The sequence below is a fragment of the Pseudomonas abyssi genome (genome assembly GCF_002307495.1).
GTDB classification, from domain to species: domain Bacteria; phylum Pseudomonadota; class Gammaproteobacteria; order Pseudomonadales; family Pseudomonadaceae; genus Halopseudomonas; species Halopseudomonas abyssi.
The window spans coordinates 317,797-341,864 of the sequence record NZ_NTMR01000005.1 but is presented as its reverse complement, the minus strand read 5'-3'; the positions used below and the strand labels follow the sequence as shown (position 1 = coordinate 341,864).

Sequence of the window (24,068 nt, the reverse complement as noted above, 5' to 3'; positions counted from 1 at the left end):
GGCTGAAGCCGCCTGATTCGCAGTTCTTGCTGAACAAAAAAACCGGCCTAGGCCGGTTTTTTGTGCCCGCAAACCGGGCCAGTCAGAACAACCAGGCCGGGCTTGCCGCAGCACGCCCGACCAAACCACTTACACCAGGACCAGATTGTCCTTGTGCACCATCTCCGGGTCGTCGATATAACCCAGAATACCGGCAATCTCATCGGTCGACTTGCCAGCAATACGCGCCGCATCCTGCGCAGCGTAATTGGCCAGGCCTCGGGCAACCTCGCGCCCGTCCGGCCCGACACAGACAACCATCTCGCCGCGCCGAAAACCACCCTCAACCCCCACAACACCTACGGGCAGCAAACTGCTCTTGCCCGACCGCAGCGCCCTGACAGCGCCCGCATCCAGCAATAGGCGACCACGGGTCTGCAGATGCCCCGCCAGCCACTGCTTGCGCGCCACCAGCATGCCCTTTTCGGACAGCAATAGCGTACCCAGCGACTCGCCCGCGTGCAGCCGATCAATCACTCGCTCCAGCCGACCACCCACAATCACCGTGGCTGCGCCGGAACGCGCCGCCAGCCGCGCAGCACGGAGCTTGGTAGCCATCCCCCCGCGCCCCAGCGCACCCGCACTGCCACCAGCCATCGCGTCCAGCTCAGGGTCGTCTGCCATGGCAGAGGACACCAGCTCGGCATTTGGGCTACTGCGCGGATCGGCGGTGAACAAGCCATCGCGATCAGTCAGGATGACCAGCAGATCAGCCTCAACCAGATTGGTCACCAGGGCACCCAGGGTATCGTTATCACCAAAACGAATCTCGTCAGTGATGACAGTATCGTTTTCGTTGATAACCGGGATAACCCCCAGATCCAGCAGGGCGCGCAGCGTGCTGCGGGCATTCAGGTAGCGCTTGCGATCAGACAGGTCATCATGGGTCAGCAACACCTGCGCAGTCGACAACCCATGACGCTGGAAGCTGGACTCCCAAGCCTGCACCAACCCCATCTGACCGATAGCAGCCGCCGCCTGCAAGTCATGGGTCGTCTTAGGCCGCTCACTCCAGCCCAGGCGACTCATCCCAGCCGCGACCGCCCCTGAGGACACCAGCACCACCTGAGCACCGGAGGCACGCAAGGCCGCCAACTGCTCAACCCATACCGCCATGGCCGCCTGATCGAGGCCACGACCGTCACCAGTGAGCAGCGCACTGCCAATCTTCACCACCCAGCGACGGGCCCCGGTTACCTTTTCACGCATGCTGATTCCATCAACAGATTGTCAAAGCCCACCCGTGGCGACTGCGGCGGCCGCCACGGCGCTCACTCAACGGACGTAGATAATCTCAGGCCCGTCTTCATCATCCTCATCGTCGTCATCATCCAGATCATCAGCACCGATACCCTGCTTGCGCAGAGCACGCCGATCATCCAGCTCCTGGATATGCGCCCGAGCCTCATCTTCAATGCGCTGATCAAGCTCCGCCATCGCCTCGGCGTACTCTTCATCCTCGATCAGTCGATGCTCACGCTCATCCAGCCAATTCATTACGTCCTTGGCCAGCTCAGCGGTACCCTGGCGCTCAGATGCAGAGATGACATATACCGGACCTTCCCACTCCAGACGCTCGACAACATCATCCAGAATCGCCTGCTGCTCGTCTTCGAGCAGCTGGTCGCACTTGTTCAGCACCAGCCAGCGCTCACGCAGGGTCAGCGAGGGGCTGAACTTGCCCAGCTCGTGCAGGATGGTTTCAACCGCCTCAACAGGATCAGACTGATCCAGCGGCGCCATATCGACCAGATGCAACAGCAAACGCGTGCGTGACAAGTGCTTGAGAAAGCGCGTCCCCAGACCCGCACCATCGGCAGCGCCGGCGATAACACCCGGAATGTCAGCAATCACGAAGCTGCGCAGCTGACCCACATCCACCACACCCAGATTGGGAACCATGGTCGTGAAGGGATAATCAGCCACCTTGGGCTTGGCCGCGGAAACAGAACGAATAAAGGTACTCTTGCCGGCATTGGGCAGCCCCAGCAAGCCGACATCAGCCAACACCTTCAGCTCCAGCTTGAGATCACGCAGATCCCCCAGCGAACCCTGGGTAGTCTGGCGCGGCGCGCGGTTCACGCTGGACTTGAAGCGCGTGTTGCCCAAACCATGAAAACCGCCCTGCGCAACCAGCAAGCGCTGACCCGGCTCAGTCAGATCACCAATGATCTCCTGGGTGCCCGCATCGATCACCGTCGTACCCACCGGCACCGGCAGGACCATGTCTTCGCCCTTGGCGCCAGTACAATCACTACCACGGCCATTTTCGCCGCGCTTGGCGTTAAAGCGACGCGTGTAGCGATAGTCAACCAACGTATTCAGATTGACGTCGGCCTCCAGAAAGATGGAGCCACCATCACCACCATCACCGCCGTCAGGGCCGCCTTTGGGGATGAACTTCTCACGCCGGAAGCTCATGCAGCCGTTACCACCATCGCCAGCCTTGACCGTGATGGCTACCTCATCAACAAATTTCATTCTGCTCCCCTTCCCGAAAGGGACGGGCTAATGGAAAGAATACGCTACAAACAAAAAAGCCCCGTCGCAAGACAGGGCTTTTTGCAATCTCAGGCCAATCAGGCAGTTACGACACTGACGTAACGGCGATTGAATTTACCTTTGACTTCAAACTTGACCACACCTTCCGCCTTGGCGAACAGAGTGTGATCCTTGCCCATACCGACGTTCTTGCCGGCGTGGAATTCGGTGCCACGCTGACGGACAATGATGTTGCCCGGAATGATGGCTTGGCCGCCGTAGATTTTCACACCAAGTCGTTTGGATTCTGAATCGCGACCGTTACGTGTGGAACCGCCTGCTTTTTTGTGTGCCATGAGTCTTTACTCTCCTGAATCAGCTTAGGCAGAGATGCCGGTGATCTTGATTTCGGTGTACCACTGACGGTGGCCCTGACGCTTCATGTGGTGCTTGCGACGACGGAACTTGATGATGCGAACTTTATCGCCACGACCGTGCGCACTGACTTCTGCAGTCACTTTGGCACCTTCAACAACCGGCGCACCGATCTTGATGTCGTCACCGTTGCCTACCAGCAACACCTTGTCGAACTCGATGCTGGCGCCAGTCTCAACGTCCAGCTTCTCTACTTTCAGGAACTCGCCTTCAGCGACCTTGTATTGCTTGCCGCCGGTAACAATGACTGCGTACATATTGCTTTCTCCGTAATCCTGCTCACCCAGCGCTTTATCTAATGGTTATTGGCTGGCATGGCTGCAAGTGAGCTCGCCTATCGAGTTCGACCTTGCCATTGTCAAAACAGGGATGCTTTTTATCTCAGGGCGCGGATTTTACTCAACCGCCTACCATTAAGCAAGCCTTGAAACACTGCGACAACCGGCCTTTCTTGACAGCCCGCAGCCCGCAACCTAGCATGCCGCGGAACCTTTTCTGGAATTCTGCATTCAATGAGCACGCTGCCTTTCTATGAGCCGGTCGCCGGAGACTTCGCTGCGGTCAACCAGCTGATCCTGGATCAATTGCATTCCCGGGTCCCGCTTGTGGAGAAGATCGGCCATTACATCATCAGCGCGGGCGGCAAACGCCTGCGCCCACTGGTGGTGCTGCTCAGCGCACGCGCCTGCGGTGCAGACAGCAGCGAGCAACACACACTCGCAGCCATCATCGAATTCCTGCACACAGCGACTCTGCTGCACGACGACGTGGTCGACACCTCCGACCTGCGCCGTGGCCGCTCCACCGCCAACGCACTCTGGGGTAATGCGCCCAGCGTGCTGGTGGGCGACTTTCTCTATTCCCGCGCCTTCGAGATGATGGTTGCATTGGGCAATATGGAAGTCATGCAAATTCTGGCGAACGCGACCAACGTCATCGCCGAAGGTGAAGTCCTGCAACTGTCCAAGGTGCGCGACGCCAACACCGACGAAGCCACCTACATGGAAGTCATCCGCAGCAAAACGGCCATGCTATTTGAAGCGGCAAGCCACAGCGCCGCCGTGCTGGCCGGAGCCAAGGCCGATCAAATTGAGGCGCTGCGCGAGTTTGGCGACGCGCTCGGCATTGCCTTCCAGCTGATGGACGACCTGCTTGATTACAGCGGTGACGCGGCCGAGATGGGCAAGAACGTTGGCGATGACCTGGCCGAAGGCAAACCCACGCTACCGCTGATCTACACCATGCGCCACGGCACTGAGGCGCAGGCAGCGCTGGTTCGCCAGGCGATCCAGAAAGGCGGCACCGATGACATGACCCCCATCCGCGAAGCCGTAACCGCCTCTGGCGCACTGGATTACACGGCCCGCCTTGCCCAGCAACATGCTGATCGCGCCATCGCTCTGCTGGGCACTCTGCCCGCATCTGAATACCGCGACGCACTGGAGCAACTGGCACGCTTTGCGGTCAAGCGTAGCTTCTGAAACTGGAGCAGCGGCGTAATCGCACCCGCAGCCAGCACGCTGGCCAACAACAGACCGGGAGCCAACGCTTCCTGAGACAAAAAAGGCACGCAATGCGTGCCTTTTTCGGTCCTGCCATTCGGCATCAGAGCACTTTCAGCAGCTCGATATCGAACACCAGTGCACTGTGCGGCGGAATGCTGTTGCCCGCTCCGCGAGCGCCGTAGGCCAGCTCCGAGGGGATAAACAGACGCCATTTGGCACCTTCTTGCATCAATTGCAGCGCCTCGGTCCAACCTGCGATCACGCCACCAACCGGAAACTCTGCCGGCTGACCACGCTTGTAGGAGCTGTCGAACACCTCACCGGAAATCAGCGTGCCCTCGTAATGAGTCTGTACCGTGGAACTGGCTTCAGGGGTAGCGCCGGTACCCGCGGTAACCACTTCGTACTGCAAACCAGAAGGCAGAGTCACAACGCCATCGCGCTTGGCGTTCTCAGCCAGGAAATCGACACCAGCCTGCGCCGCCTCTTTTGCAGCAGCCTCGGCCGCAGCCTGCATTTTCCCCTGCAGCACCTGGAAGGCAGCCTGCAGGTCAGCTTCCGGCACCTGGCTCGCCTGCTGACCAAACGCGTCCTTAAGGCCGGCGGCAACCAGTTCCAGATCCAGATCAGGAATATTGCTGGCCAGCAGCTGATCGCCCATCTGGCGTCCAATGCCGTAGCTGACGCGCTTCTCGTCGGTATCGATTGTATTGCTCATGGTGGCGGCACTCCGCTAGAAAAATGGCCGACAAGACTGACACATTGTCGGCAAAAATTCACCCGCAGCGGCGAATCCGCTACACTTGGCGGCTTTTCGCCCTCAGCCTGGAACGCCACACCCATGTTGGAAAAACTGTTCAAACTGCACGAACACGGCAGCAACGTACGCACAGAGGTGCTCGCTGGCGTTACCACCTTCCTGACCATGGCCTACATCATCTTCGTCAACCCGATGATGATGGCAGACGCAGGGATCGATCCGGGCGCTGCCTTTGTCGCCACCTGCCTGGCAGCAGCAATCGGCTCACTGGTCATGGGCCTGTGGGCCAACTACCCCATCGCACTGGCGCCCGGCATGGGGCTGAACGCGTTCTTCAGCTACACCGTGGTCGGTTCCATGGGCTACAGCTGGCAAGTTGCCCTGGGCGCCGTATTCCTGTCCGGCTTTCTGTTCTTTCTGCTTAGTCTGTTCCACATTCGCGAGTGGATTATCGACAGCATCCCGCTGCCACTGCGCTCCGCCATCGCGGCAGGTATCGGGCTATTCCTCGCACTGATCGCACTGAAGAGCGCAGGACTGGTGGTTGATCACCCGGTCACACTGGTCACCATGGGCGACCTTGGGCAGCCAGAGCCGTTGCTGGCGGCAGCCGGCTTCGCCGTCATCGTGGCTCTGTCCTACCGCAAGGTGACCGGCGCCGTGATGATCGGCATTCTGCTGGTCACCGCCGCCAGCTTCCTGCTTGGCCTGAGCCACCTTGACGGCCTGGTGTCGACGCCCCCCAGTCTCAAGCCCACCTTTCTGGAGCTGGATATCAAGGGAGCACTGGAAGTCGGCCTGCTAAGCGTCGTATTTGCGTTCCTGTTCGTCGACCTGTTCGACACTTCCGGCACCCTGATCGGCGTAGCGCAGAAGGCCAATCTGGTCGAAGCCGACGGCAAGATGCCGCGCCTGGGCCGGGCCCTGATGGCCGACAGCACCGCCACCATGGCCGGCGCCGCCCTCGGCACCTCCACGACCACCAGCTATATCGAGTCCACCGCCGGCATCAGCGCCGGCGGCCGTACCGGCTTGACCGCTTGCGTGGTCGCTTTGCTCTTTCTGCTCAGCATGTTCTTCTCGCCACTGGCCACGGCCGTACCCGGCTATGCGACGGCACCCGCACTGTTGTTCGTTGCAGTACTGATGACCCACGGCCTGGTACAGATCAACTGGGACGACCTGACAGAAGCGGCTCCCGTCGTCGTGACCGCTTTGGCAATGCCGCTGACCTTCTCGATCGCCAATGGTATCGCGCTTGGCTTTATCAGCTGGACGGTGATCAAGCTGCTGGCGGGCCGCTGGCGTGAACTCAACCCCAGCCTGTACATCCTGGCTGCCCTGTTCGTCATCAAACTGGCGCTGTTCAGCTAATGAGTACCGCATTCCAACCCGAGCAGTACGACACCCAACTGGCCGCCAAGCGCGAACGTCTTGAGCAGTTGCTTGCCCCCTTTGACGCTCCTGCCCCCGAGGTATTCGAGTCCGCGCGCGAACACTTTCGCCTGCGCGCCGAGTTTCGTCTTTGGTACGAGAATGGCGAGCCGCACTACGCAATGTTTGAGCAGGGCGACAAACGCAAGCCGATCCTGATCACCCAACTGCCCATCGCCAGCCGCCAGATCAATACTCTGATGATGCCCCTGCTGGAGGCCTGCAAGGCCGATCCAATCCTGGGCCGCAAGCTGTTTCAGGTTGAGTTTCTGACAACACTATCCGGCCAGGCATTGATCACCCTCTGCTACCACCGCCCACTGGACGACGCCTGGGATGGCCCCGCCCGCACGCTTGCAGCCCAACTCGGGGTACAACTGATCGGCCGCAGCCGCGGTCAGAAGCGTGTTCTGCAGACAGATCACGTAGTGGAAGTGCTGGATGTGGCTGGCCGCCAATGGCACTACCAGCAGATTGAAGGCGGGTTTACCCAACCCAACGGCGGCGTCAACCAGCATATGCTGAGCTGGGCGCTGGATGCCGCCGGCAGCAACAGCGACGACCTGCTGGAGCTGTACTGCGGCAACGGCAACTTCACGCTACCGCTGTCTACCGCTTTCCGCCGGGTTATGGCTACCGAGCTCGCCAAAAGCTCAGTACGCGCCGCACAGGAAAACCTGCGCCTGAACAACGTCGACAATGTCACCCTGGTACGCCTGGCCAGCGAAGAAGTTACCCAGGCACTGACCGGTGTGCGCCCCTTCCGCCGACTGCAGGGCATCGACCTGAGCGGTTTTGAGTTCGGCACCGTATTCGTCGATCCGCCGCGCGCCGGCCTCGATCCCGCCACGCTGGACCTGGTCAAAGACTACCGGCGCATTCTCTACATCTCCTGCAACCCGGAGACCCTGGCAGGCAACCTGCAGACCCTAACAAAAACGCACCGCGTAGTGCGGTGCGCCTTGTTCGATCAATTCCCCTATACCCACCATATGGAGTCGGGGGTGTTGCTGGAGCAAAAATAAGAGCCACTCAGTCAGCCCACTGCGGCCCACCATTTACGGTCTCAAACTCAAGCGTCTGCTCACCCGTCATAATACCTTTAGGAGCCGCGGTGATCGTAAAGGCATGAGGACTATCACGACTGTACACAGGCGTATAAAAATCACCGCCATATAGACCGTCAGGAGCGAACCTCCTAGCCGCAGCATCGTCAGCAGGGTATTCAAAGTTTTTAGCCCTGAATGCCTCCAACTCGCTGGCGTACTCCATTATCAAACCCTTAGCCTCCGCCTCTCGCGTGTTGCGGATGTGCTCTTGATAAGAGGGATAAGCGATTGCGGCGAGAATCCCCACAATCGCTACTACAATCATCACCTCGACTATCGTAAAACCGGCACTACGCGAGAACTTCATCGCTTTTCTCATCACGGTTAATCCCCCTCCCCGCCTTCATCTTGAGGCAGTTTGATAGCCCCAGCAGCGTCCGGCGTCAACTGCATCCAGCGACCATGGCGCAGATCACGCAACGTGCCGCCACCGCCACCGCCACCACCACCACCACCGCCAGCGCCCTCCGGAATGGTTTCGGTTCCAACAACGATGGCTGTATCACCGTCCTCGCCAAACAGAACAGTGACCCCCGGGGGCAGACCAGGCTGGACCAGCGTATAGCGCTCACCCTGCCCCGTCAGCAAGTTAACCCGGTGGAGATAAGACTGACCGTAGCTAACCGAACAAGGGTCACGCTCATCGTCCGAGGATGTAGTCGGAGAATACGTTGTGAACAGGACCTCATAGTTGAAGACAGCCGGTGAGGATAGCGACTTCTCGCCCTCGGCCTTATTCAACGCCATATACCAGCCACGCTTAGTTGTATCGGGCTCAGCTCCGGTCGACACATTAGTGAAGTCGCCAAGTGTCGCCGCCGATTTCGCGGGGCCACCAAAAGGCTCCCGGTCACGCAACACAAAGAGCGCATCTTGCGCATCAACATCCAGTGGGTGGCTACGATACCCCGATGCCAGCGACACGTAGTAACTGGAATAAGCTCCATCGCGCACATATGAAACCGTCGGCTGCTCATAGAATCGACGGTGGTTCTCGCCAGTACCACCGAGTCGCGCCAGCAGCGTGACGCTATGGGCACCAGCTTCCGAACCATCGATGTCAGCGCGGAACAACTGCCCACCAAGGTCGGCGAAATACAAATGATCAACCACCCCATCAGAATCAGCATCAACTACCGCGATGCTACCTGGAATCGAGTGCGTCATACTTGATACGGTTGTTGCTACATTCCCGCTCCGGCTACCCGCAGACCAAACCAACTCGCCGGTGTTGGCATTTACCACATAGATTGCGTTGCCCTTTTCATCCTGAGCGCGGCGCTCCTTGTGGTCATCGTGATCTGCTGGACTATACCCCCCACCAAAGATCACCACCGGAATACTCCCACCATCACTAGTTGGGAAACGAGCCACCTTCGGCGTAGACCAAGTCTGGCCCAAGTCGACAAAGTCACCGGTGCCGCCACTAATCTGCCATGCGAGCTGCGGACTGCTTACATTGGTGACGTCCAGCGCAAAATAGCTATTACCTCCACGCCGCATCCCACCATAAATCATGACCTTTGATGGTGCGTCCTCAAGCGAGGCACCAGGCTGCCGCAACACCGACCAGCTACCATCCAACCCGTATGTCTGGCGTTTGTTCCCCCCGGCAAGCGGCGGGCGATTAACCGTGTAGCTAGAGGCTTTCGAGATAAACTCGTAGGGCATAAAGGCAAATTTTTCATCGCCGTTACGGGTGTCGATTGCGTGCAGCATGCCGGCGTTGGTTGAGACGAAAACAATGTTGTCTTCAACAAAGTCCTCACCCACAGTGGTACCACCATAGTTAACCATGAGCGGCCGACTGTGCAGCGGATCGCCCCACATATTGAGGAGCTCGCGCTCTACATTCCCCCGCACCGCATCGGTAGCCTCCGGGGGTAACAGCAGCTGCGCATTGGTGAAATCATTCAGATCAAACCGGCGCAGACTGCCGCCAGGCGAGGCTGTATAGAAGAGCCGGCGCGACGTAGTCTGCAGTCGATCACGAGCACCGCCCAGCATGATATCGGCGCCGTCGACCGAACGACTCCACCAACTGCGGGCCGAGGAAGAGAACTCACTGCCGGTCATCGCATTACTACCGGACGCATCGTAGAAAGTTGCCTCACCATCATCCACCTCAACCCGGTAGCGCTTGAGGTTGCCGTTCCAGAAGCTATTTTGCAGCGGCTTGAATAACGAAAAATACATTTCATCAAGATGCTGAAAACGCTGACTTTGGCTCACAGCTACGCCCGGGGAAACCATTGTGCTGGCTTCGTCAGCAATCAAATCAAGAGTAGATTTAAAAGCCAAAAGCAAGCTTTCTGCGTTATCCGAGTTATAAGTACTCCCACCACCAGCACTGGAAACACTCTGCATATTCGCCAGCGTATCAGCCCCCATATAGAGTCCAATATTGTGAGTTTTAATCTCACGACCCACTGAATTACCTTCACGATTCAGGTGACGGGCAATACGCACTTGGCAGTCGTACGACGTACCGCTACAGGAAACAAGATCAACAGTGCTGGGGCTATCACCCGAAGGCGCTCCATCGGTAAACAAGATAATATGGTTAGACTCGCATTGATTCGCCTCCACAATAGGAGACTGGTAGTTAGAACCAGAAGTTATCTGCGAGTACTCAGCGCAGTCCCCAGTAGGCACAGACTCACAATAGGTCACTTCATTGACGACCGAGCCCTGCATATAACTTGCCGAGCGCTCTTGAAACTGAGACAGGTTGTAACTCCACCAGAACAAGAACCCCCTCTCAGCACACCGCACAGCTCCAGCGGGACAACGCCCACTCTTCCATCCAAGCTCAATAACCCGACACACGTCTGCATTAGCCTCATTACAGCTTGCGGCAACCGGCAACGGCTCCCAGCTGCCATAAGAAACAGTGCAAGCGGGGCTACTTACATCACAATAAGAAACCGGAACCCCCCCGGAGTACTCGTACTCTGTAGTACACTGCTCCTCGTACTCATCTTCTATACAGTACCGTCCACCATCAGTACCATAATTCTCACTACGACCACCGCCCAGCATATACTGAGCCATCTCTTCGTATGCCTGAGAGGTCGGTGTTCCACCACTTGGCATCCCCCCGCTTGGAGTTTGAATATTTCGACTTGGATTTATCGACGATAGTGCATCATCGAAATAAGGGCGTGTTTTTTCAGTCACCGGCATCACCGGCAACATGACATACCCGCCATCACTATCGCTATTAAATCGCCCAAGCCCAATATTTACGTTCTCATCAGCCTCATCAAGAATTGCCTCCATTGCATCATGCAGCAGATTAATACGTCGCTGACGCCAATCACTATTGGTGCACCATGAACTACCCGACCCTGTCTCACAGTTGCGCATAGAGCCTGACGTGTCCAGCATAATCATGACGTTAGCGATATTCTTATTCACTGAGTCGTCTGATAACACCTCAGAGTAATACACCTCAACATCTTCAGCCCACAATTGAGCCGAAGAAAACATCGCTGCCGCGGCAAAGAAAGCAACAGGAGTGTAACGAGTAAAAACCTTCATTTTCGCCTCCTCCAGACTCAAAGCTGGATGCAGTCGAGACCTACTTTCAAGGCCTCTTGCAAGTGATTATTCTCTATCTGATAGGACTGCATGTTACTTTCACCCAATATATCAATCACATAGTCTCGATATATCTCGACATCACTACCGGAAACCATTCGGCAATTATTCTTTAAATGAACAATATAACTACCAGCCTGCAGAAGCTCACGCGAATCCATCCGATCCGAATTGCCACACTCACTATTTTGCAGCGAACCATCTGACAGGAGACAGGTTTGCATTGACTCACCATTAAGAACAGACCTTGAAAGCTCGGTGTCATTTAGCCCACGCAAGCGCTCCAAGCTCATAGCCACGGCCGACTCTGCTGCATCAAAACTCATGGTGTCCGCCTGAACACCTGTGGCCACTTTGGCGGAATAAATACTTGTTCGCATCGCTGATATCCCCAGAACCGATACCATAAGTAAAATAAACAGCGCGACAATCAATGCAGAGCCTCGTTGCGCAGAACCGTTGTTAGTCAGAGAACTCATATCAAATACCATCCCAATAGACGTTGCGAACTTGAGCGGTGGTAGAGAAGACACGGCGGATTGCGCGATCTTCCGGCGTCACAACCTGCTGATCAAGCACAGAGACCGTCTGGCCACCCGCTGGAACAGGCAATGTTGTATCGCTACTACGAAGAAGCAGACCTACTCGTATGGACACAACAGAGTCAGCTGCAGCTAGATCTGTCGCCGATACAAAGCGGGTAGCACCAATTTCACCATTGAGACTTCCATCAACGCCATATAGAACCTGGAAGCTATCAACTCCTGAAATCAGCTCCACTGCATTGGGGGCTAACGCGGCATAACCGCCTCCTTCAAGCTGACGCACACTCGCACACCACAAGCTGTCGTCTACGACAAAGTAGCGATTAACAACGATCTCGCCCTCTGGATTGGCACCGCCTGCCGTCAAGTCGGCACCCTGACAAGCCCGCTGAGCCAGGTAGCTAACCACCAATACGTCGTTGCCGTTCGCCCCCCCATCTGTTGACTGGAAAGCGACGGGATTACCTTCAGAGTCATCAACAGATAGCGCCAGCACTACCGGCTGGACAAACCCTTCAATCTGACCACCGCGCCCAGCATTGCGAATATCAGCAGCGATATAGCGCAACACCGTCTGACCGTCTTCGTTCACTCCGGTCACTGCGTCCTGCAGCGAGAAAGTTCGTTGATTGCTCACCAACAGCTGTATAGCCGCGAAGCTCAGCAATAAGCCAAGCAACAATGCAATCATCAGCTCTACTAGGGTCAACCCTTGTTGTGAGTGCTTCATCGAGCGAACTCCATTACCAGACAATTTGCATCCTCGGCGAGATTCACACCGGCACCGCTAGTGCACGCATCGATACTATTCACCGCACCGTCGCGCTCTCCCCAATTCAGCACCACACAGGTCAAACCATTGAAGTCGCAGCTATCAATCTTGATCAGCCCATTTGGCAAGGTCTGATTCGCCGCCCACGCCAACTGAGCCAAGTCCAAATCGACTACGTCACACCCATTACCGCACGTCTGAGCGGGAGCGCTGGAAGGAGTGACGATCGCAGTGCCGTTCCGGTAATCGGCAATCTCAGCCGCGTTGGCTTGAATTCGCTCTACAGCATCCTGGGCGATCAGCATGGCCGCACTACGGTAATTAGCATCTTCGGATTTCTGCATCGCAACCACCTGCACACCTGCAAACCCCAGCGCACCGACAGCCAGAACAAGCACCGCGATGAGCACTTCCACCATGCTCACACCTGCTTGAGCACTCTTCATCGAAAGCCTGTTCACGCTCCACACCCCCCTGCGATCGTTTCAACCGTCACACGCCCCAGAAAAGAGAGGGTTATACGCCTACCATCGATGGTGGCATCTTCGTGACAGATCGTGATGTTGTTTCCCGCGGCAGTGAGCCCACCCTCTGGCCTGAAGACAACGGAGGCGATATCACTACGAATCCTGACCTTATCGGCAAGCTGATAAGCGTCGTCACTATTTACAGAGGCCTGATGCACTATCGTCCATCCATTCCCCCAGTCCCCACCCTGGGGTGACACGGTAACCATCGCCCTAGAACTCATAGATTCCGCCCTGGCGGCATTCAAGGCGGAGACCAGGTCGCTCGTAGTTGATCTAACGGCATTATTTGCAACAGTTCTCTGGAAGGACGGCACGGCAAGACTCAACACAATGGCAGCGACCACTAGCGTCACCATCAGCTCGAGCACAGTAAACCCTCTTTCCCGCTGCATTCTCAGAACCTCCACTTTTTGATTGGTAGATCATAAATCTCGCCTACATCAATAGCTCAGCACTGCAGATAGGCGGTCATAATCACCGGACAAGCTGACAACCGATCCGAAGGTGTGGGCCAAGTGCAGATGAAAAGTAACGGATTTACCCTGACCGAACTGCTGGTAGCAGTGGCCTTACTCGGCATTCTGATCAGTATTGGCGTGCCGTCGCTGCAGCGACTGATCGACCAGCAGCGCCTGGACAGCGCGCAGGACGCCTTAGAGCGCAGCATTCGGTTTACTCGGAACGAGGCCATCGAGCGCAATGAGCCGGTAGTAATGATGCCAATGACAGGGGATTGGAACAGAGGCTGGCAGGTGTTTGTCGACCGGGATAACAACCTTGAACTTGGCGCCGGTGACGTTCTGTTGCTGGAAGATCAGGCGGCATTGCTGTCCAGCGTCGCCGCCAGTGGTCAACTGCGAAGCTACTTGCGCTACAACGCGCTGGGCGAGTCAGAGCAGGTACACGGCGGTTTTCTGGCCGGCAGCTTTAGGCTGTGCCCGCCAGATCTGAAGCAGCGCGGCCGACAGCTGATCATCAATCGTGTCGGGCGCCTGCGCACAGAGTCTCGTCAGTTTGACGCACGGCAGTGCGCCGCCACGCCATAAGCGAAGCGCACACCCGTGACAAGGTGTGCGCCTAGGGTCTGTTGACGTTTCGTTCACCCACCTGTTGCTGCCTGTAGGGCCGCCAATCAAGAGGCAAAGAGCGCAGTTTGTTCAGCACATTCCTGTGCTTCACCCCTTTGGGGCTGGCGCACAAAAACGCTCCCTGCGTTTTTGTGGTCATTCCAAATCAGCGACGAGCGACGAGCGACGCCGAGTGGCGGCCTTACAGGCGCAACCTCGGCGGCCCCACCCGCAGGGCCGGGGCCATTTTTCGGCCATGCTACGTTGTCGGTCGCTTATGTAGATCAACGACACTACGCTTCCTCCGCCTTGCCTGACCGAAAAAATGGCCTCCGGCAGGCGGGCGAGCGAAACGTCAACAGACCCTAGGTACCTCAGGTACGGTACTCGGCGTTAATCCGGACGTATTCGTGCGAGAGGTCGGTCGTCCACAAGGTTTCACTCACCTCGCCGCGACCCAGCTCGATGCGAATGGTGATCTCTGACTGCGCCATGACACGCGCACCCTGGGACTCCTCGTACTCGGCGGCACGACCACCCTGACGGGTAATGCAGACATCATCCAGATAAACGTCGATTTTCTCGACATCCAGATCAGGCACACCGGCATAGCCAACGGCAGCCAGGATGCGCCCCCAGTTGGGATCGGAAGCAAACAGCGCGGTCTTGATCAGAGGAGAGTGGGCCACAGCGTATGCGACATCCAGGCACTCGTCGACGTTGGCCCCACCATTGACACGAATGGTCACGAACTTGGTCGCCCCTTCCCCATCACGCACAATGGCCTGCGCCAGTGTCAGCATCACATCCTTGATGGCGGCTGCGAGCTCCTCATAGCCCTGCGCATCAGCGCTGTCGATCAACGGAATATCCGCCTTACCGGTCGCAATCAGCATGCAGGAATCATTGGTGCTGGTGTCGCCATCAATGGTGATGCGATTGAACGACAGGTCGGCCGCCTCACGCAGCAGCGATTGCAGCAGCGGCTGAGCAACCGGCGCATCGGTCGCGACATAGCCCAGCATGGTCGCCATATTTGGGCGAATCATGCCGGCGCCCTTGGAGATACCGGTGATGGTGATGACTTGGCCCGCAATCTCGATACGCCGACTGCAGCCTTTGGGCTGGGTATCGGTAGTCATGATGCCTTCCGCCGCGTTCGCCCAGTTATCTTCGGCCAGATCAGCCAAGGCAGCCGGCAGCGCTGCGATAACCTTGTCGGCAGGCAACAATTCGCCAATCACACCGGTGCTGAACGGCAGCACCTGCGCCGCCTCGCAACCTACCTTCTCGGCCAGCGCCTCGCAGGTTCGCTCGGCAGCCTGCATGCCAGGCTTGCCGGTACCGGCGTTGGCATTACCGGTGTTGACCAGCAGGTACTGCGGCGACCCTGCCAGCCGTTGGCGGCACAGGGTTACGGGTGCAGCGCAAAAAGCATTACGGGTAAACACGCCAGCCATGCTGGAGCCCTGAGCGGCCTCCATGACCACCACATCCTTACGGCCAGCACGCTTGATACCCGCCGAGGCGATGCCAAGACGAAAACCGGAAACCGGATGCAGTGCGGGCAGAGGACCAAGACCAACAGGCATGTATAACGCTCCAAAAAAGAGGGAAAGGGAAGCTTCAAGCTTCAAGCTTCAAGCTTCAAGCTTCAAAAGCATACAGATTCCCCCGACTATAAAGCCGAGGGTTAACAGGTTTAACTTGTAGCTTGCCGCTGAAGCTTACAGCTGCTTTTCAGGCTCAGCTTATCTGCCCGTGACAGTGTTTGTACTTCTTACCGGAGCCGCATGGGCAGGGATCGTTACGGCCGACCTTCGGCCCTTCGCGTGTCTGCGGTGCGGCTGCCTGCGGCTGGTCCGGCTCCTGCTCGCTTTCGTCAGCGACGGCATTGACCTCTTCATGCTTGAACTGCATGCGCCGCTGCATTTCCTCGGCCTGGCGGCGCAAACGCGCCTCCTCCTCGGCCGGATCCTCGCGACGCACCTGCACGTGGCTCAGCACGCGAATGGTGTCGCGTTTGAGCGTATCCAGCAGCTCCTGGAACAGGTTGAAGGCTTCGCGCTTATATTCCTGCTTCGGGTTCTTCTGCGCATAACCACGCAGATGGATGCCCTGGCGCAGGTGATCCATCGTCGCCAGGTGCTCTTTCCACAGGTCATCCAGCACGCGCAACAGCATCTGCTTCTCAAAGGTCCGCAGGGCTTCCGCGCCTGCCAGCTCTTCCTTCTCGCGATAGGCCGCAACCAGCGCGTCCAGAATGCGCTCGGCTACGCCTTGCTCCTGCAACCGTTCATCTTCATCCAGCCACTGCTGGATTGGCAGATGCAGGCCCAGCTCGCCGGCAAGCGCCTTCTCCAGCCCATCAACGTCCCATTGCTCAGGCAGACTACCTGCCGGCATGTGCATGGCCACCATGTCGTTGACGACGTCTTGACGGATCGCCGCGATGGTTTCTTCAACCGATTCGCTGGCAAGAATGGAATTACGCTGGCCGTAAATCACCTTACGCTGTTCGTTGGCAACATCGTCGTATTCCAGCAACTGCTTGCGAATATCGAAGTTACGGCCTTCGACCTTGCGCTGGGCTTTCTCGATGGCGTTGGTGACCATGCGATGCTCGATGGCCTCACCCTTCTCCATCCCCAGGGCTTTCATGAAGTTCTTCACCCGGTCAGAGGCGAAGATGCGCATGAGGTTGTCTTCCAGCGACAGGTAGAAGCGGCTGGAACCCGGATCACCCTGACGACCAGCACGACCGCGCAGCTGGTTGTCGATACGGCGGGATTCGTGACGCTCGCAGGCGATGATATGCAGGCCGCCCGCTTCCAGCACCTGCTGGTGCCGCAGCTGCCATTCGTCCTTGATCTGCGCGACTTGCTGCTCTGTGGGGTTCTCCAGAGCGGCGACCTCGGCTTCCCAGTTGCCGCCGAGGATGATGTCAGTACCCCGGCCGGCCATGTTGGTGGCGATGGTGACGGCACCCGGACGACCCGCCTGGGCTACGATCTCGGCTTCCTTCTCGTGGAATTTCGCGTTGAGGACCTTGTGTGGGACCTTTTCACGATTGAGCAACTGGGCAACAACTTCGGACGACTCAATGGAGGCGGTACCTACCAGCACCGGACGGCCCTGCTCCATGCAGTGCTTAATATCGGCAACGATGGCGGCAAACTTCTCTTCAATGCTGAGATAGACCAGGTCGTTGTAATCCTTGCGCACCATCGGCTTGTTAGTCGGGATGACCAGCACGTCGAGGCCGTAAATCTGACGAAACTCAAAGGCTTCGGTATCCGCCGTACCCGTCATGCCCGCCAGCTTCTGGTACAGCCGGAAATAGTTCTGGAAAGTGGTGGAGGCCAGGGTCTGGCTCTCAGCCTGAATCTGCAGGCCTTCTTTCGCCTCGATGGCCTGGTGGAGCCCCTCGGACAAGCGACGGCCCGGCATGGTGCGCCCGGTATGCTCATCGACCAGTAGCACCTGGTTGTTCTGTACGATGTACTCGACGTTGCGATGGAACAGGGTGTGAGCGCGTAACGCGGAGTTAACGTGATGCAGCAGGCCGAGGTTCTGCGCCGCATAAAGGCTGTCGCCCTCATTGAGCAGCTTCTCGCGTACCAGCAGGTCTTCGATAAACTGGTGGCCGCTTTCGGTCAGCTCAACCTGGCGCGCCTTCTCGTCGATCAGGTAATGACCATCGACCGCCTCGACACCCTCTTCGGCAGTCTGGCCGCGCTTGAGCTGAGGAATCAGTTTATTGATCGCCGCATACATCTGGGAGCTGTCTTCGGCCGGGCCGGAGATAATCAACGGCGTGCGGGCTTCGTCGATCAGAATGGAGTCAACTTCATCGACCACCGCAAAATAAGGTTCGCGCTGGAACTTGTCTTCCAGACGGAAAGCCATATTATCGCGCAGGTAGTCAAAGCCCAGTTCGTTGTTGGTACCGTAGGTGATGTCACACTGATAGGCCGCGCGTTTTTGCTGCGGGTCCTGGAATGGCACCACCACGCCAACCGTCATACCGAGAAACTCGTATAGCGGACGCATGGTGTTGGCGTCACGGCTGGCCAGATAGTCGTTGACCGTCACCACGTGAACGCCCTTGCCAGCCAGCGCATTCAGGTAGACCGGCAGGGTTGCTACCAGCGTCTTACCCTCACCGGTTTTCATCTCGGCGATCTTGCCTTCGTGCAGGGTCATGCCGCCGATCAGCTGGACATCAAAGTGACGCATGCCCATCACCCGCTTACCGGCCTCGCGCACAACAGCAAAGGCCTCCGGCAGCAGCTGATCCAGGGTGGCGCCATCAGCCAGGCGTTGCTTGAACTCGCCGGTCTTCGCCTTCAGCTGTTCATCGCTCAGCGCATTCAACCCCTCCTCCTGAGCGTTGATGGCGACAACCACCTTGCCCATGCGCTTCAACTCACGATCGTTCTTGCTTCCCAACAGCTTTCTGACTAACGGCGCAAACATAATCGAATTAGGTATCCATGTGAGAGGTGACGAGCTCAGTCCCGTGCAGCCCGGACCAGCACTGAAAAAGGCATTCTACTCTGATTCTTGCCGCACATTAAACCGCGCGGCCGGCGCGACCTTTGCCACAACAATTCAGGCAAAGGCCGGTATGAAAGGATATGAGTGGGGGCGACGCGAGACTAATTCAATGCCAGGAAACGGCGTGGGTTAACGGCCATACCATTCTTGTACACTTCGAGGTGCAGGTGAGCGCCAGTGGAGCGCCCGGTACTGCCAACAGTGGCGATTTCCTGCCCCTTCTGCACCAGATCACCTTTGCTCACCTTCAGCTCCGAGGCGTGAGCGTAGCGGGTTTTGAGACCGTTACCGTGGTTAATTTCCACCATATTGCCGTACGCCCCATTGCGGGCAGCGAAGGTGACCACGCCCGCCCCCACCGCGTGGATTGGCGTGCCGCGCGGCGCGGCGAAATCCAGGCCGTTATGCATCGAAAAACGCCCGGTAATAGGGTCCGTACGACGCCCAAAACCGGAAGACAGGCGCCCGTCGGGCACCGGAATGAAATCCAAAATTGCGTCAACATCGGTCTGCCGGCTGACCATCAGGTCTTCCAGCAATTGCAGTTGCCGAGTGCGATTATCGACTCGCGCCGACAGCTGCTCGATCAGGCCCTGCAGATCAGGTGCGTTGTAGCTGAGGTCATCATCGCGCAGCTCGGGGCCGCCCATGCCGGGCTCAAGCTCCGACCCCAGACCAAAATCGACCTCGGCGCCAAAATCAAACTCGCCATCACTGAATTCACCCAGCTCGGTCAACCGCTCACCGAGGGCATCCAGCCGGGTAAGACGCATCTGCAACCGCGCCAGCTGCTGGCTCATACGCTCTATCTGCGCCTGCGTGCCGTCGTCTTCCTGCAGCGGCTCTACTTCATACTCCTGCAAGGCTTGCTGCCAGGCCGGCACAGCCCGGTCGTCAGCAACAGCGCTTCCGGAACCGGAGAGCAATTGCCAGGTCACAAGAGAAGCCACCAACGGCAAGGTAAGCAACAGGCTCACCCCCGCGGCAACCCAGTGCGCTCCCAGCGTCACGGTCCGCGACGCGCCGTGGCGTCCGGTTAAAATGATGATATTCAAATAACGACCCCAAACAATCGTGGCGGCGCTTCTGTTAGCATGGCCGCTCCTCTACTTCTCTGGCTGGCAGCAACCCCCATGGCATTCCGTCCACTGGATGCACGTCGACCAACCGACCTGTTACGCACCAACAGCACGCTCAAGGCGCTGCTGGAAAAATCCCGTCAAATTGAGCGATTGCAGGCGCTGCTGGAATCCCGTCTGGAACCGGCGGCCCGCGCGCACTGTCATGTTGCAGCGTTGGATAGCGGCACATTACGCCTGGTGGTCAGCAGCAGCCATTGGGCAACCAGGCTGCGCTATCAGCAAAAACGGCTGATTCGCGACCTGCAGGCGTTCAACGAATTCGCCACCTTAACGAAAATTCATTGCAGGGTACAACCACCACTGGTCAAAAAAGCACCACCGGTTCGCACTATGCCGCGTTCACAAGTGGCCAGTGCCAGCCTGCGCGAAACCGCCGACTACGTGGAAGACCCGGGCTTGAAAGCCGCCCTGCAACGCCTGGCTCGTCACCACGACGATGGCCAGGGACAATCTTGAGGCACACAGGGACACCCAAGCGGTCGCCAAGTTCCCCGTCCCGCCAAAAAGAAAACGGCCACCCGAGGGTGGCCGAAACAAAGTACAACGAAACGAGAAAGGGGTGGGCTCAGGCCCTCATACAGCGGTGGCCGGACGCATGAAAGAAATGGGTGCGGTGCCAGCATCATCGAAGGTCACCAGCTCCCAGGCATCCTGATTGGCCAGCAGCGCGCGCAGCAGCTTGTTGTTCAGCGCATGGCCGGACTTGTAACCACGGAACTCGCCAACCAGACTTTTGCCCAGCAGGTACAGGTCACCAATGGCATCCAGGATCTTGTGCTTCACAAACTCGTCTTCGTAGCGCAGACCGTCTTCGTTCAACACCCGGTATTCATCGACGACGATGGCGTTGTCAACGCTGCCGCCGAGCGCCAGGTTCTGTGAACGCAGGTACTCGATGTCGCGCATGAAACCGAAGGTCCGTGCCCGGCTGACTTCCTTGACAAAGGAGGTACTGGAGAAGTCGACGCTGGCGTACTGGCTGCGACCACGGAATACCGGGTGGTCGAAATCAATCCCGAAGCTGACCTTGAAGCCCTCGAAAGGTACGAAGGTCGCGGTTTTACCGTCCTCCTCGACAGTCACTTCCCGCTTGATGCGGATGAACTGCTTGGCTGCATCCTGCTCGGCAATACCCGCCGACTGAATCAGGAATACGAAGGGACCGGCGCTACCATCCATGATCGGGACTTCCGGTGCGCTCAACTCGACATAGGCGTTATCGATCCCCAGACCGGCCATGGCAGACAGCAAATGCTCGACGGTATCGACCTTGGCACCATCCTTGATCAGGGTGGTAGACATGGTCGTCTCGCCCACGCACTCGGCTCGGGCAGGGACCTCGACCACAGGGTCGAGATCCACGCGACGGAACACGATACCCGTGTCAATCGGTGCCGGCTTCAGGGTGAGATATACCTTCTCACCCGAATGCAGACCTACACCGGTTGCCCGGATGACGTTCTTCAGTGTGCGTTGTCTGATCATGTTTGCTTCCGCTCTGGTTGCGAAAAACCCTCAATAAATTGGCGTGCATCATAGCAAAGACCGCTTTTGATGAATACCAATTAGCCCTATGCCTCCGATTAACCGGATTAATCGGCCTGACGACGCAAAAAGGCCGGGATATCCAGGTAGTCCAGATCTTCTGCCGGTTTGCTCAGGTGCGCAGCAGCGCTGGTTGCAGGCTGGTTACGCATTACAGTCGGGCGATCCAGGTCGCGGTAGTTAGGCGCACCGGCATCAGACTGACGGGCAACCGGTGCAGCGGCGGCGGTGTTATCGACCACTTTGACTGGCTTTTCACGCGCACCCAGGCCGGTGGCAACCACGGTAACTCGCAGTTCGTCACGCAGTTCAGGATCGATAACGGTACCGACTACAACGGTGGCGGACTCGGAGGCAAACTCCTCAACGGTGCTACCTACTTCGGAGAATTCGCCCAGCGACAGGTCCGGACCGGCGGTGATGTTGACCAAGATACCGCGGGCGCCCATCAGGTTGACGTCTTCGAGCAGCGGGCTGCGGATGGCCGCTTCGGCCGCTTCACGGGCGCGGTTCGGGCCGCTGGCGTGGCCGGTACCCATCATTGCCATGCCCATTTCGCTCATCACGGTTTTCACGTCGGCAAAGTCAACGTTGATCATACCCGGGCGCATGATCAGGTCAGCAATACCCTGTACCGCGCCCAGCAGCACATCGTTGGCTTTGCTGAAGGCAGCCAGCAGGCTGGCATCTTTGCCCAGTACGGTCAGCAGTTTTTCGTTCGGGATGGTGATCAGCGAGTCGACGTGCTGGCTCAGTTCGCGGATACCTTCTTCGGCAACCTGCAGACGCTTGCGACCTTCAAACGGGAACGGCTTGGTCACCACGGCAACAGTCAGGATACCCATTTCACGGGCAACTTCTGCAACGATCGGCGCAGCACCGGTACCGGTACCACCACCCATGCCGGCGGTGATGAATACCATGTCGGAGCCCTGCAGGACTTCTGCAATGCGCTCGCGGTCTTCGATCGCCGCTTCACGGCCAATCAGCGGATTCGCGCCGGCACCCAGGCCCTTGGTCACGCCGGAGCCGAGTTGCAGGACAGTGCGGGCACTGACGTTCTTCAGTGCCTGGGCATCAGTGTTGGCACAAATGAAGTCAACGCCTTCCACGTTGTTGACCACCATGTGCTGGAGGGCGTTTCCGCCACCGCCGCCAACGCCGACGACTTTGATTACTGCGTTCTGGGGAACATTGTCGATAAGTTCGAACATGGCCTTTCTCCTTGAATCACTCTTTGTTTCGTTGTCGTTTCGTTTACTGCATGTGCCCGCTTTGGCGGGTCTGTTAACTGCGGGCGACTAGAAGTTGCCCTGGAACCACTTCTTCATACGCTCGACCACCGACGCCTTGTTGCTGTCAGTTGGTTGAGCGCTCTGCTCACCGTGGTGCTTGATGCCGTAATGCAACAGGCCCACACCGGTGGCATAAATCGGGTTGCGGACCACATCGGTCAGCCCTTTGAACTCCTGCGGCATGCCAAGGCGAACCGGCATATGGAATATTTCTTCGGCCAGCTCAATGGCGCCTTCCATTTTGGCGGTGCCACCGGTCAGCACGATGCCGGCCGGGATCATGTCCTCGAAGCCGGAACGACGCAGTTCCGCCTGAATCAGCGTGAACAGCTCGTCATAACGCGGCTCGACCACTTCAGCCAGCGCCTGGCGTGACAGGTCGCGCGGCGGGCGCTCGCCCACGCTCGGTACCTTGATGGTTTCCTCCGGGCCAGCCAGCTTGGCCAACGCGCAGGCATAGCGAATCTTGATTTCTTCGGCGTACTGGGTCGGCGTACGCAGCGCCATGGCGATGTCGTTGGTCACCTGATCACCGGCAATCGGAATCACCGCGGTGTGGCGAATCGCCCCTTCGGTAAAGATCGCGATATCGGTCGTGCCACCACCCACATCCACCAGGCACACGCCCAGCTCTTTCTCGTCCTCGGTCAGCACCGCGTAGCTGGACGCCAGCTGCTCCAGAATCACGTCTTCGACTTCCAGGCCGCAGCGACGGATGCACTTTTCGATGTTCTGCACCGCATTCAGTGCGCAGGTCACCAGATGCACCTTGGCTTCCAGACGCACACCCGACATGCCCAGCGGCTCACGCACGCCTTCCTGGTTATCGATGACGTATTCCTGCGGCAGGATGTGCAGCACCTTCTGATCCGCAGGAATGGCGACCGCCTGACCGGCATCCAGCACGCGTTCGATATCGGCCTGCACCACTTCACGGTCGCGAATCGCAACGATGCCGTTGGAGTTCAGGCTGCGGATGTGATTACCGGCAATACCGGCGTAGACCGAGTGAATCTGGCAGCCCGCCATCAGCTCGGCTTCCTCGATAGCGCGCTGGATCGACTGCACGGTCGACTCGATATTGACCACCACGCCTTTCTTGAGTCCGCGCGAGGGATGCGAGCCGATACCGACGATCTCCAACTCGCCGTCCGAGCCGATCTCACCGACCAGCGCGACCACCTTGGAGGTGCCGATGTCCAGGCCCACAATCATTCTGCTGCCCTGCTTGCTTGCCATAATCTCC

General features: G+C 58.0%; 22 protein-coding genes. 5 read left to right on the top strand and 17 right to left on the bottom strand.

Annotation, left to right across the window (positions count from 1 at the left end; translation table 11 throughout):
• Positions 1-129 precede the first annotated feature (129 nt).
• The 4 genes from proB to rplU form a co-directional block, all read right to left on the bottom strand.
• Complete coding sequence (proB, locus tag CNQ84_RS06240; protein ID WP_096004029.1) at positions 130-1,248, bottom strand: glutamate 5-kinase; 1,119 nt, start codon at positions 1,246-1,248, stop codon at positions 130-132.
• Between the two features lie 66 nt (positions 1,249-1,314).
• Positions 1,315-2,520 carry an Obg family GTPase CgtA gene (gene cgtA / locus CNQ84_RS06235; RefSeq protein WP_096004028.1) on the bottom strand — a complete coding sequence of 402 codons (1,206 nt, stop codon included), beginning with the start codon at positions 2,518-2,520 and terminating at the stop codon, positions 1,315-1,317.
• A 98-nt stretch (positions 2,521-2,618) separates the two neighbouring features.
• Entirely contained in the window at positions 2,619-2,876 is a 258-nt protein-coding gene (gene rpmA, locus CNQ84_RS06230; RefSeq protein WP_083728244.1) for a 50S ribosomal protein L27, read from the bottom strand.
• Between the two features lie 24 nt (positions 2,877-2,900).
• Positions 2,901-3,212, bottom strand: coding sequence for a 50S ribosomal protein L21 (rplU, locus tag CNQ84_RS06225; RefSeq protein WP_096004027.1), 312 nt, complete (start codon positions 3,210-3,212; stop codon positions 2,901-2,903).
• Positions 3,213-3,467: 255 nt separating this feature from the next.
• Here rplU and ispB point away from each other — a divergent pair, with 255 nt between their 5' ends.
• Complete coding sequence (gene ispB / locus CNQ84_RS06220) at positions 3,468-4,436, top strand: octaprenyl diphosphate synthase (protein ID WP_096004026.1); 969 nt, start codon at positions 3,468-3,470, stop codon at positions 4,434-4,436.
• A gap of 124 nt (positions 4,437-4,560) precedes the next feature.
• Here the strand turns inward: ispB and bamJ are convergent, their stop codons facing one another.
• On the bottom strand, positions 4,561-5,178 hold the full coding sequence (gene bamJ / locus CNQ84_RS06215) for a BamJ family beta-barrel-assembly machinery protein (protein ID WP_096004025.1): 618 nt from the start codon (positions 5,176-5,178) through the stop codon (positions 4,561-4,563).
• Between the two features lie 123 nt (positions 5,179-5,301).
• Here bamJ and CNQ84_RS06210 point away from each other — a divergent pair, with 123 nt between their 5' ends.
• Both CNQ84_RS06210 and trmA read left to right on the top strand, forming a co-directional pair.
• Positions 5,302-6,594: an NCS2 family permease gene (locus tag CNQ84_RS06210; protein WP_096004024.1), complete on the top strand. Its 1,293-nt coding sequence runs from the start codon at positions 5,302-5,304 to the stop codon at positions 6,592-6,594.
• Positions 6,594-7,679 (top strand): tRNA (uridine(54)-C5)-methyltransferase TrmA, encoded by a 1,086-nt coding sequence (gene trmA, locus CNQ84_RS06205; protein WP_096004023.1) that lies wholly within the window; start codon positions 6,594-6,596, stop codon positions 7,677-7,679. Before CNQ84_RS06210 ends, trmA begins: the two co-directional genes overlap by 1 nt.
• 7 nt (positions 7,680-7,686) lie before the next feature.
• Here the strand turns inward: trmA and CNQ84_RS20895 are convergent, their stop codons facing one another.
• From CNQ84_RS20895 to CNQ84_RS21055, 6 genes are read right to left on the bottom strand one after another with little or no spacing between them, the layout of a single operon-like run.
• Entirely contained in the window at positions 7,687-8,070 is a 384-nt protein-coding gene (locus CNQ84_RS20895; protein WP_165771232.1) for a type IV pilin protein, read from the bottom strand.
• A gap of 17 nt (positions 8,071-8,087) precedes the next feature.
• Positions 8,088-11,306, bottom strand: coding sequence for a PilC/PilY family type IV pilus protein (locus CNQ84_RS06195; protein WP_096004022.1), 3,219 nt, complete (start codon positions 11,304-11,306; stop codon positions 8,088-8,090).
• A 17-nt stretch (positions 11,307-11,323) separates the two neighbouring features.
• Positions 11,324-11,845 (bottom strand): pilus assembly PilX family protein, encoded by a 522-nt coding sequence (locus CNQ84_RS06190; protein ID WP_096004021.1) that lies wholly within the window; start codon positions 11,843-11,845, stop codon positions 11,324-11,326.
• A 1-nt stretch (position 11,846) separates the two neighbouring features.
• On the bottom strand, positions 11,847-12,641 hold the full coding sequence (locus tag CNQ84_RS06185; RefSeq protein ID WP_096004048.1) for a PilW family protein: 795 nt from the start codon (positions 12,639-12,641) through the stop codon (positions 11,847-11,849).
• Positions 12,638-13,129, bottom strand: a complete 492-nt coding sequence (pilV, locus tag CNQ84_RS06180) for a type IV pilus modification protein PilV (RefSeq protein ID WP_083728254.1) — start codon at positions 13,127-13,129, stop codon at positions 12,638-12,640. The genes CNQ84_RS06185 and pilV overlap by 4 nt, the downstream gene beginning before the upstream one ends.
• Before the next feature lie 11 nt (positions 13,130-13,140).
• Positions 13,141-13,605 carry a GspH/FimT family pseudopilin gene (locus CNQ84_RS21055; protein WP_083728255.1) on the bottom strand — a complete coding sequence of 155 codons (465 nt, stop codon included), beginning with the start codon at positions 13,603-13,605 and terminating at the stop codon, positions 13,141-13,143.
• Positions 13,606-13,734: 129 nt separating this feature from the next.
• On the opposite strand from CNQ84_RS21055, the gene CNQ84_RS06170 reads away from it, so the two are divergent.
• Positions 13,735-14,259, top strand: a complete 525-nt coding sequence (locus tag CNQ84_RS06170) for a GspH/FimT family pseudopilin (RefSeq protein WP_133065869.1) — start codon at positions 13,735-13,737, stop codon at positions 14,257-14,259.
• A 395-nt stretch (positions 14,260-14,654) separates the two neighbouring features.
• Here the strand turns inward: CNQ84_RS06170 and argJ are convergent, their stop codons facing one another.
• From argJ to CNQ84_RS06155, 3 genes are all read right to left on the bottom strand, one after another.
• Positions 14,655-15,872: a bifunctional glutamate N-acetyltransferase/amino-acid acetyltransferase ArgJ gene (argJ, locus tag CNQ84_RS06165; RefSeq protein ID WP_096004019.1), complete on the bottom strand. Its 1,218-nt coding sequence runs from the start codon at positions 15,870-15,872 to the stop codon at positions 14,655-14,657.
• A 154-nt stretch (positions 15,873-16,026) separates the two neighbouring features.
• Positions 16,027-18,759, bottom strand: coding sequence for a preprotein translocase subunit SecA (gene secA, locus CNQ84_RS06160; RefSeq protein ID WP_096004018.1), 2,733 nt, complete (start codon positions 18,757-18,759; stop codon positions 16,027-16,029).
• Between the two features lie 182 nt (positions 18,760-18,941).
• On the bottom strand, positions 18,942-19,778 hold the full coding sequence (locus CNQ84_RS06155; protein WP_133065868.1) for a M23 family metallopeptidase: 837 nt from the start codon (positions 19,776-19,778) through the stop codon (positions 18,942-18,944).
• A gap of 195 nt (positions 19,779-19,973) precedes the next feature.
• Here CNQ84_RS06155 and CNQ84_RS06150 point away from each other — a divergent pair, with 195 nt between their 5' ends.
• Positions 19,974-20,438, top strand: coding sequence for a DUF721 domain-containing protein (locus tag CNQ84_RS06150; protein WP_096004016.1), 465 nt, complete (start codon positions 19,974-19,976; stop codon positions 20,436-20,438).
• Positions 20,439-20,555: 117 nt separating this feature from the next.
• Here CNQ84_RS06150 and lpxC read toward each other — a convergent pair whose 3' ends face one another.
• The 3 genes from lpxC to ftsA form a co-directional block, all read right to left on the bottom strand.
• Positions 20,556-21,467 carry a UDP-3-O-acyl-N-acetylglucosamine deacetylase gene (gene lpxC / locus CNQ84_RS06145; protein ID WP_083728261.1) on the bottom strand — a complete coding sequence of 304 codons (912 nt, stop codon included), beginning with the start codon at positions 21,465-21,467 and terminating at the stop codon, positions 20,556-20,558.
• 107 nt (positions 21,468-21,574) lie between these two features.
• Positions 21,575-22,741: a cell division protein FtsZ gene (gene ftsZ, locus CNQ84_RS06140; RefSeq protein WP_096004015.1), complete on the bottom strand. Its 1,167-nt coding sequence runs from the start codon at positions 22,739-22,741 to the stop codon at positions 21,575-21,577.
• A gap of 87 nt (positions 22,742-22,828) precedes the next feature.
• Complete coding sequence (gene ftsA, locus CNQ84_RS06135) at positions 22,829-24,061, bottom strand: cell division protein FtsA (protein WP_096004014.1); 1,233 nt, start codon at positions 24,059-24,061, stop codon at positions 22,829-22,831.
• Between the last annotated feature and the right edge of the window lie 7 nt (positions 24,062-24,068).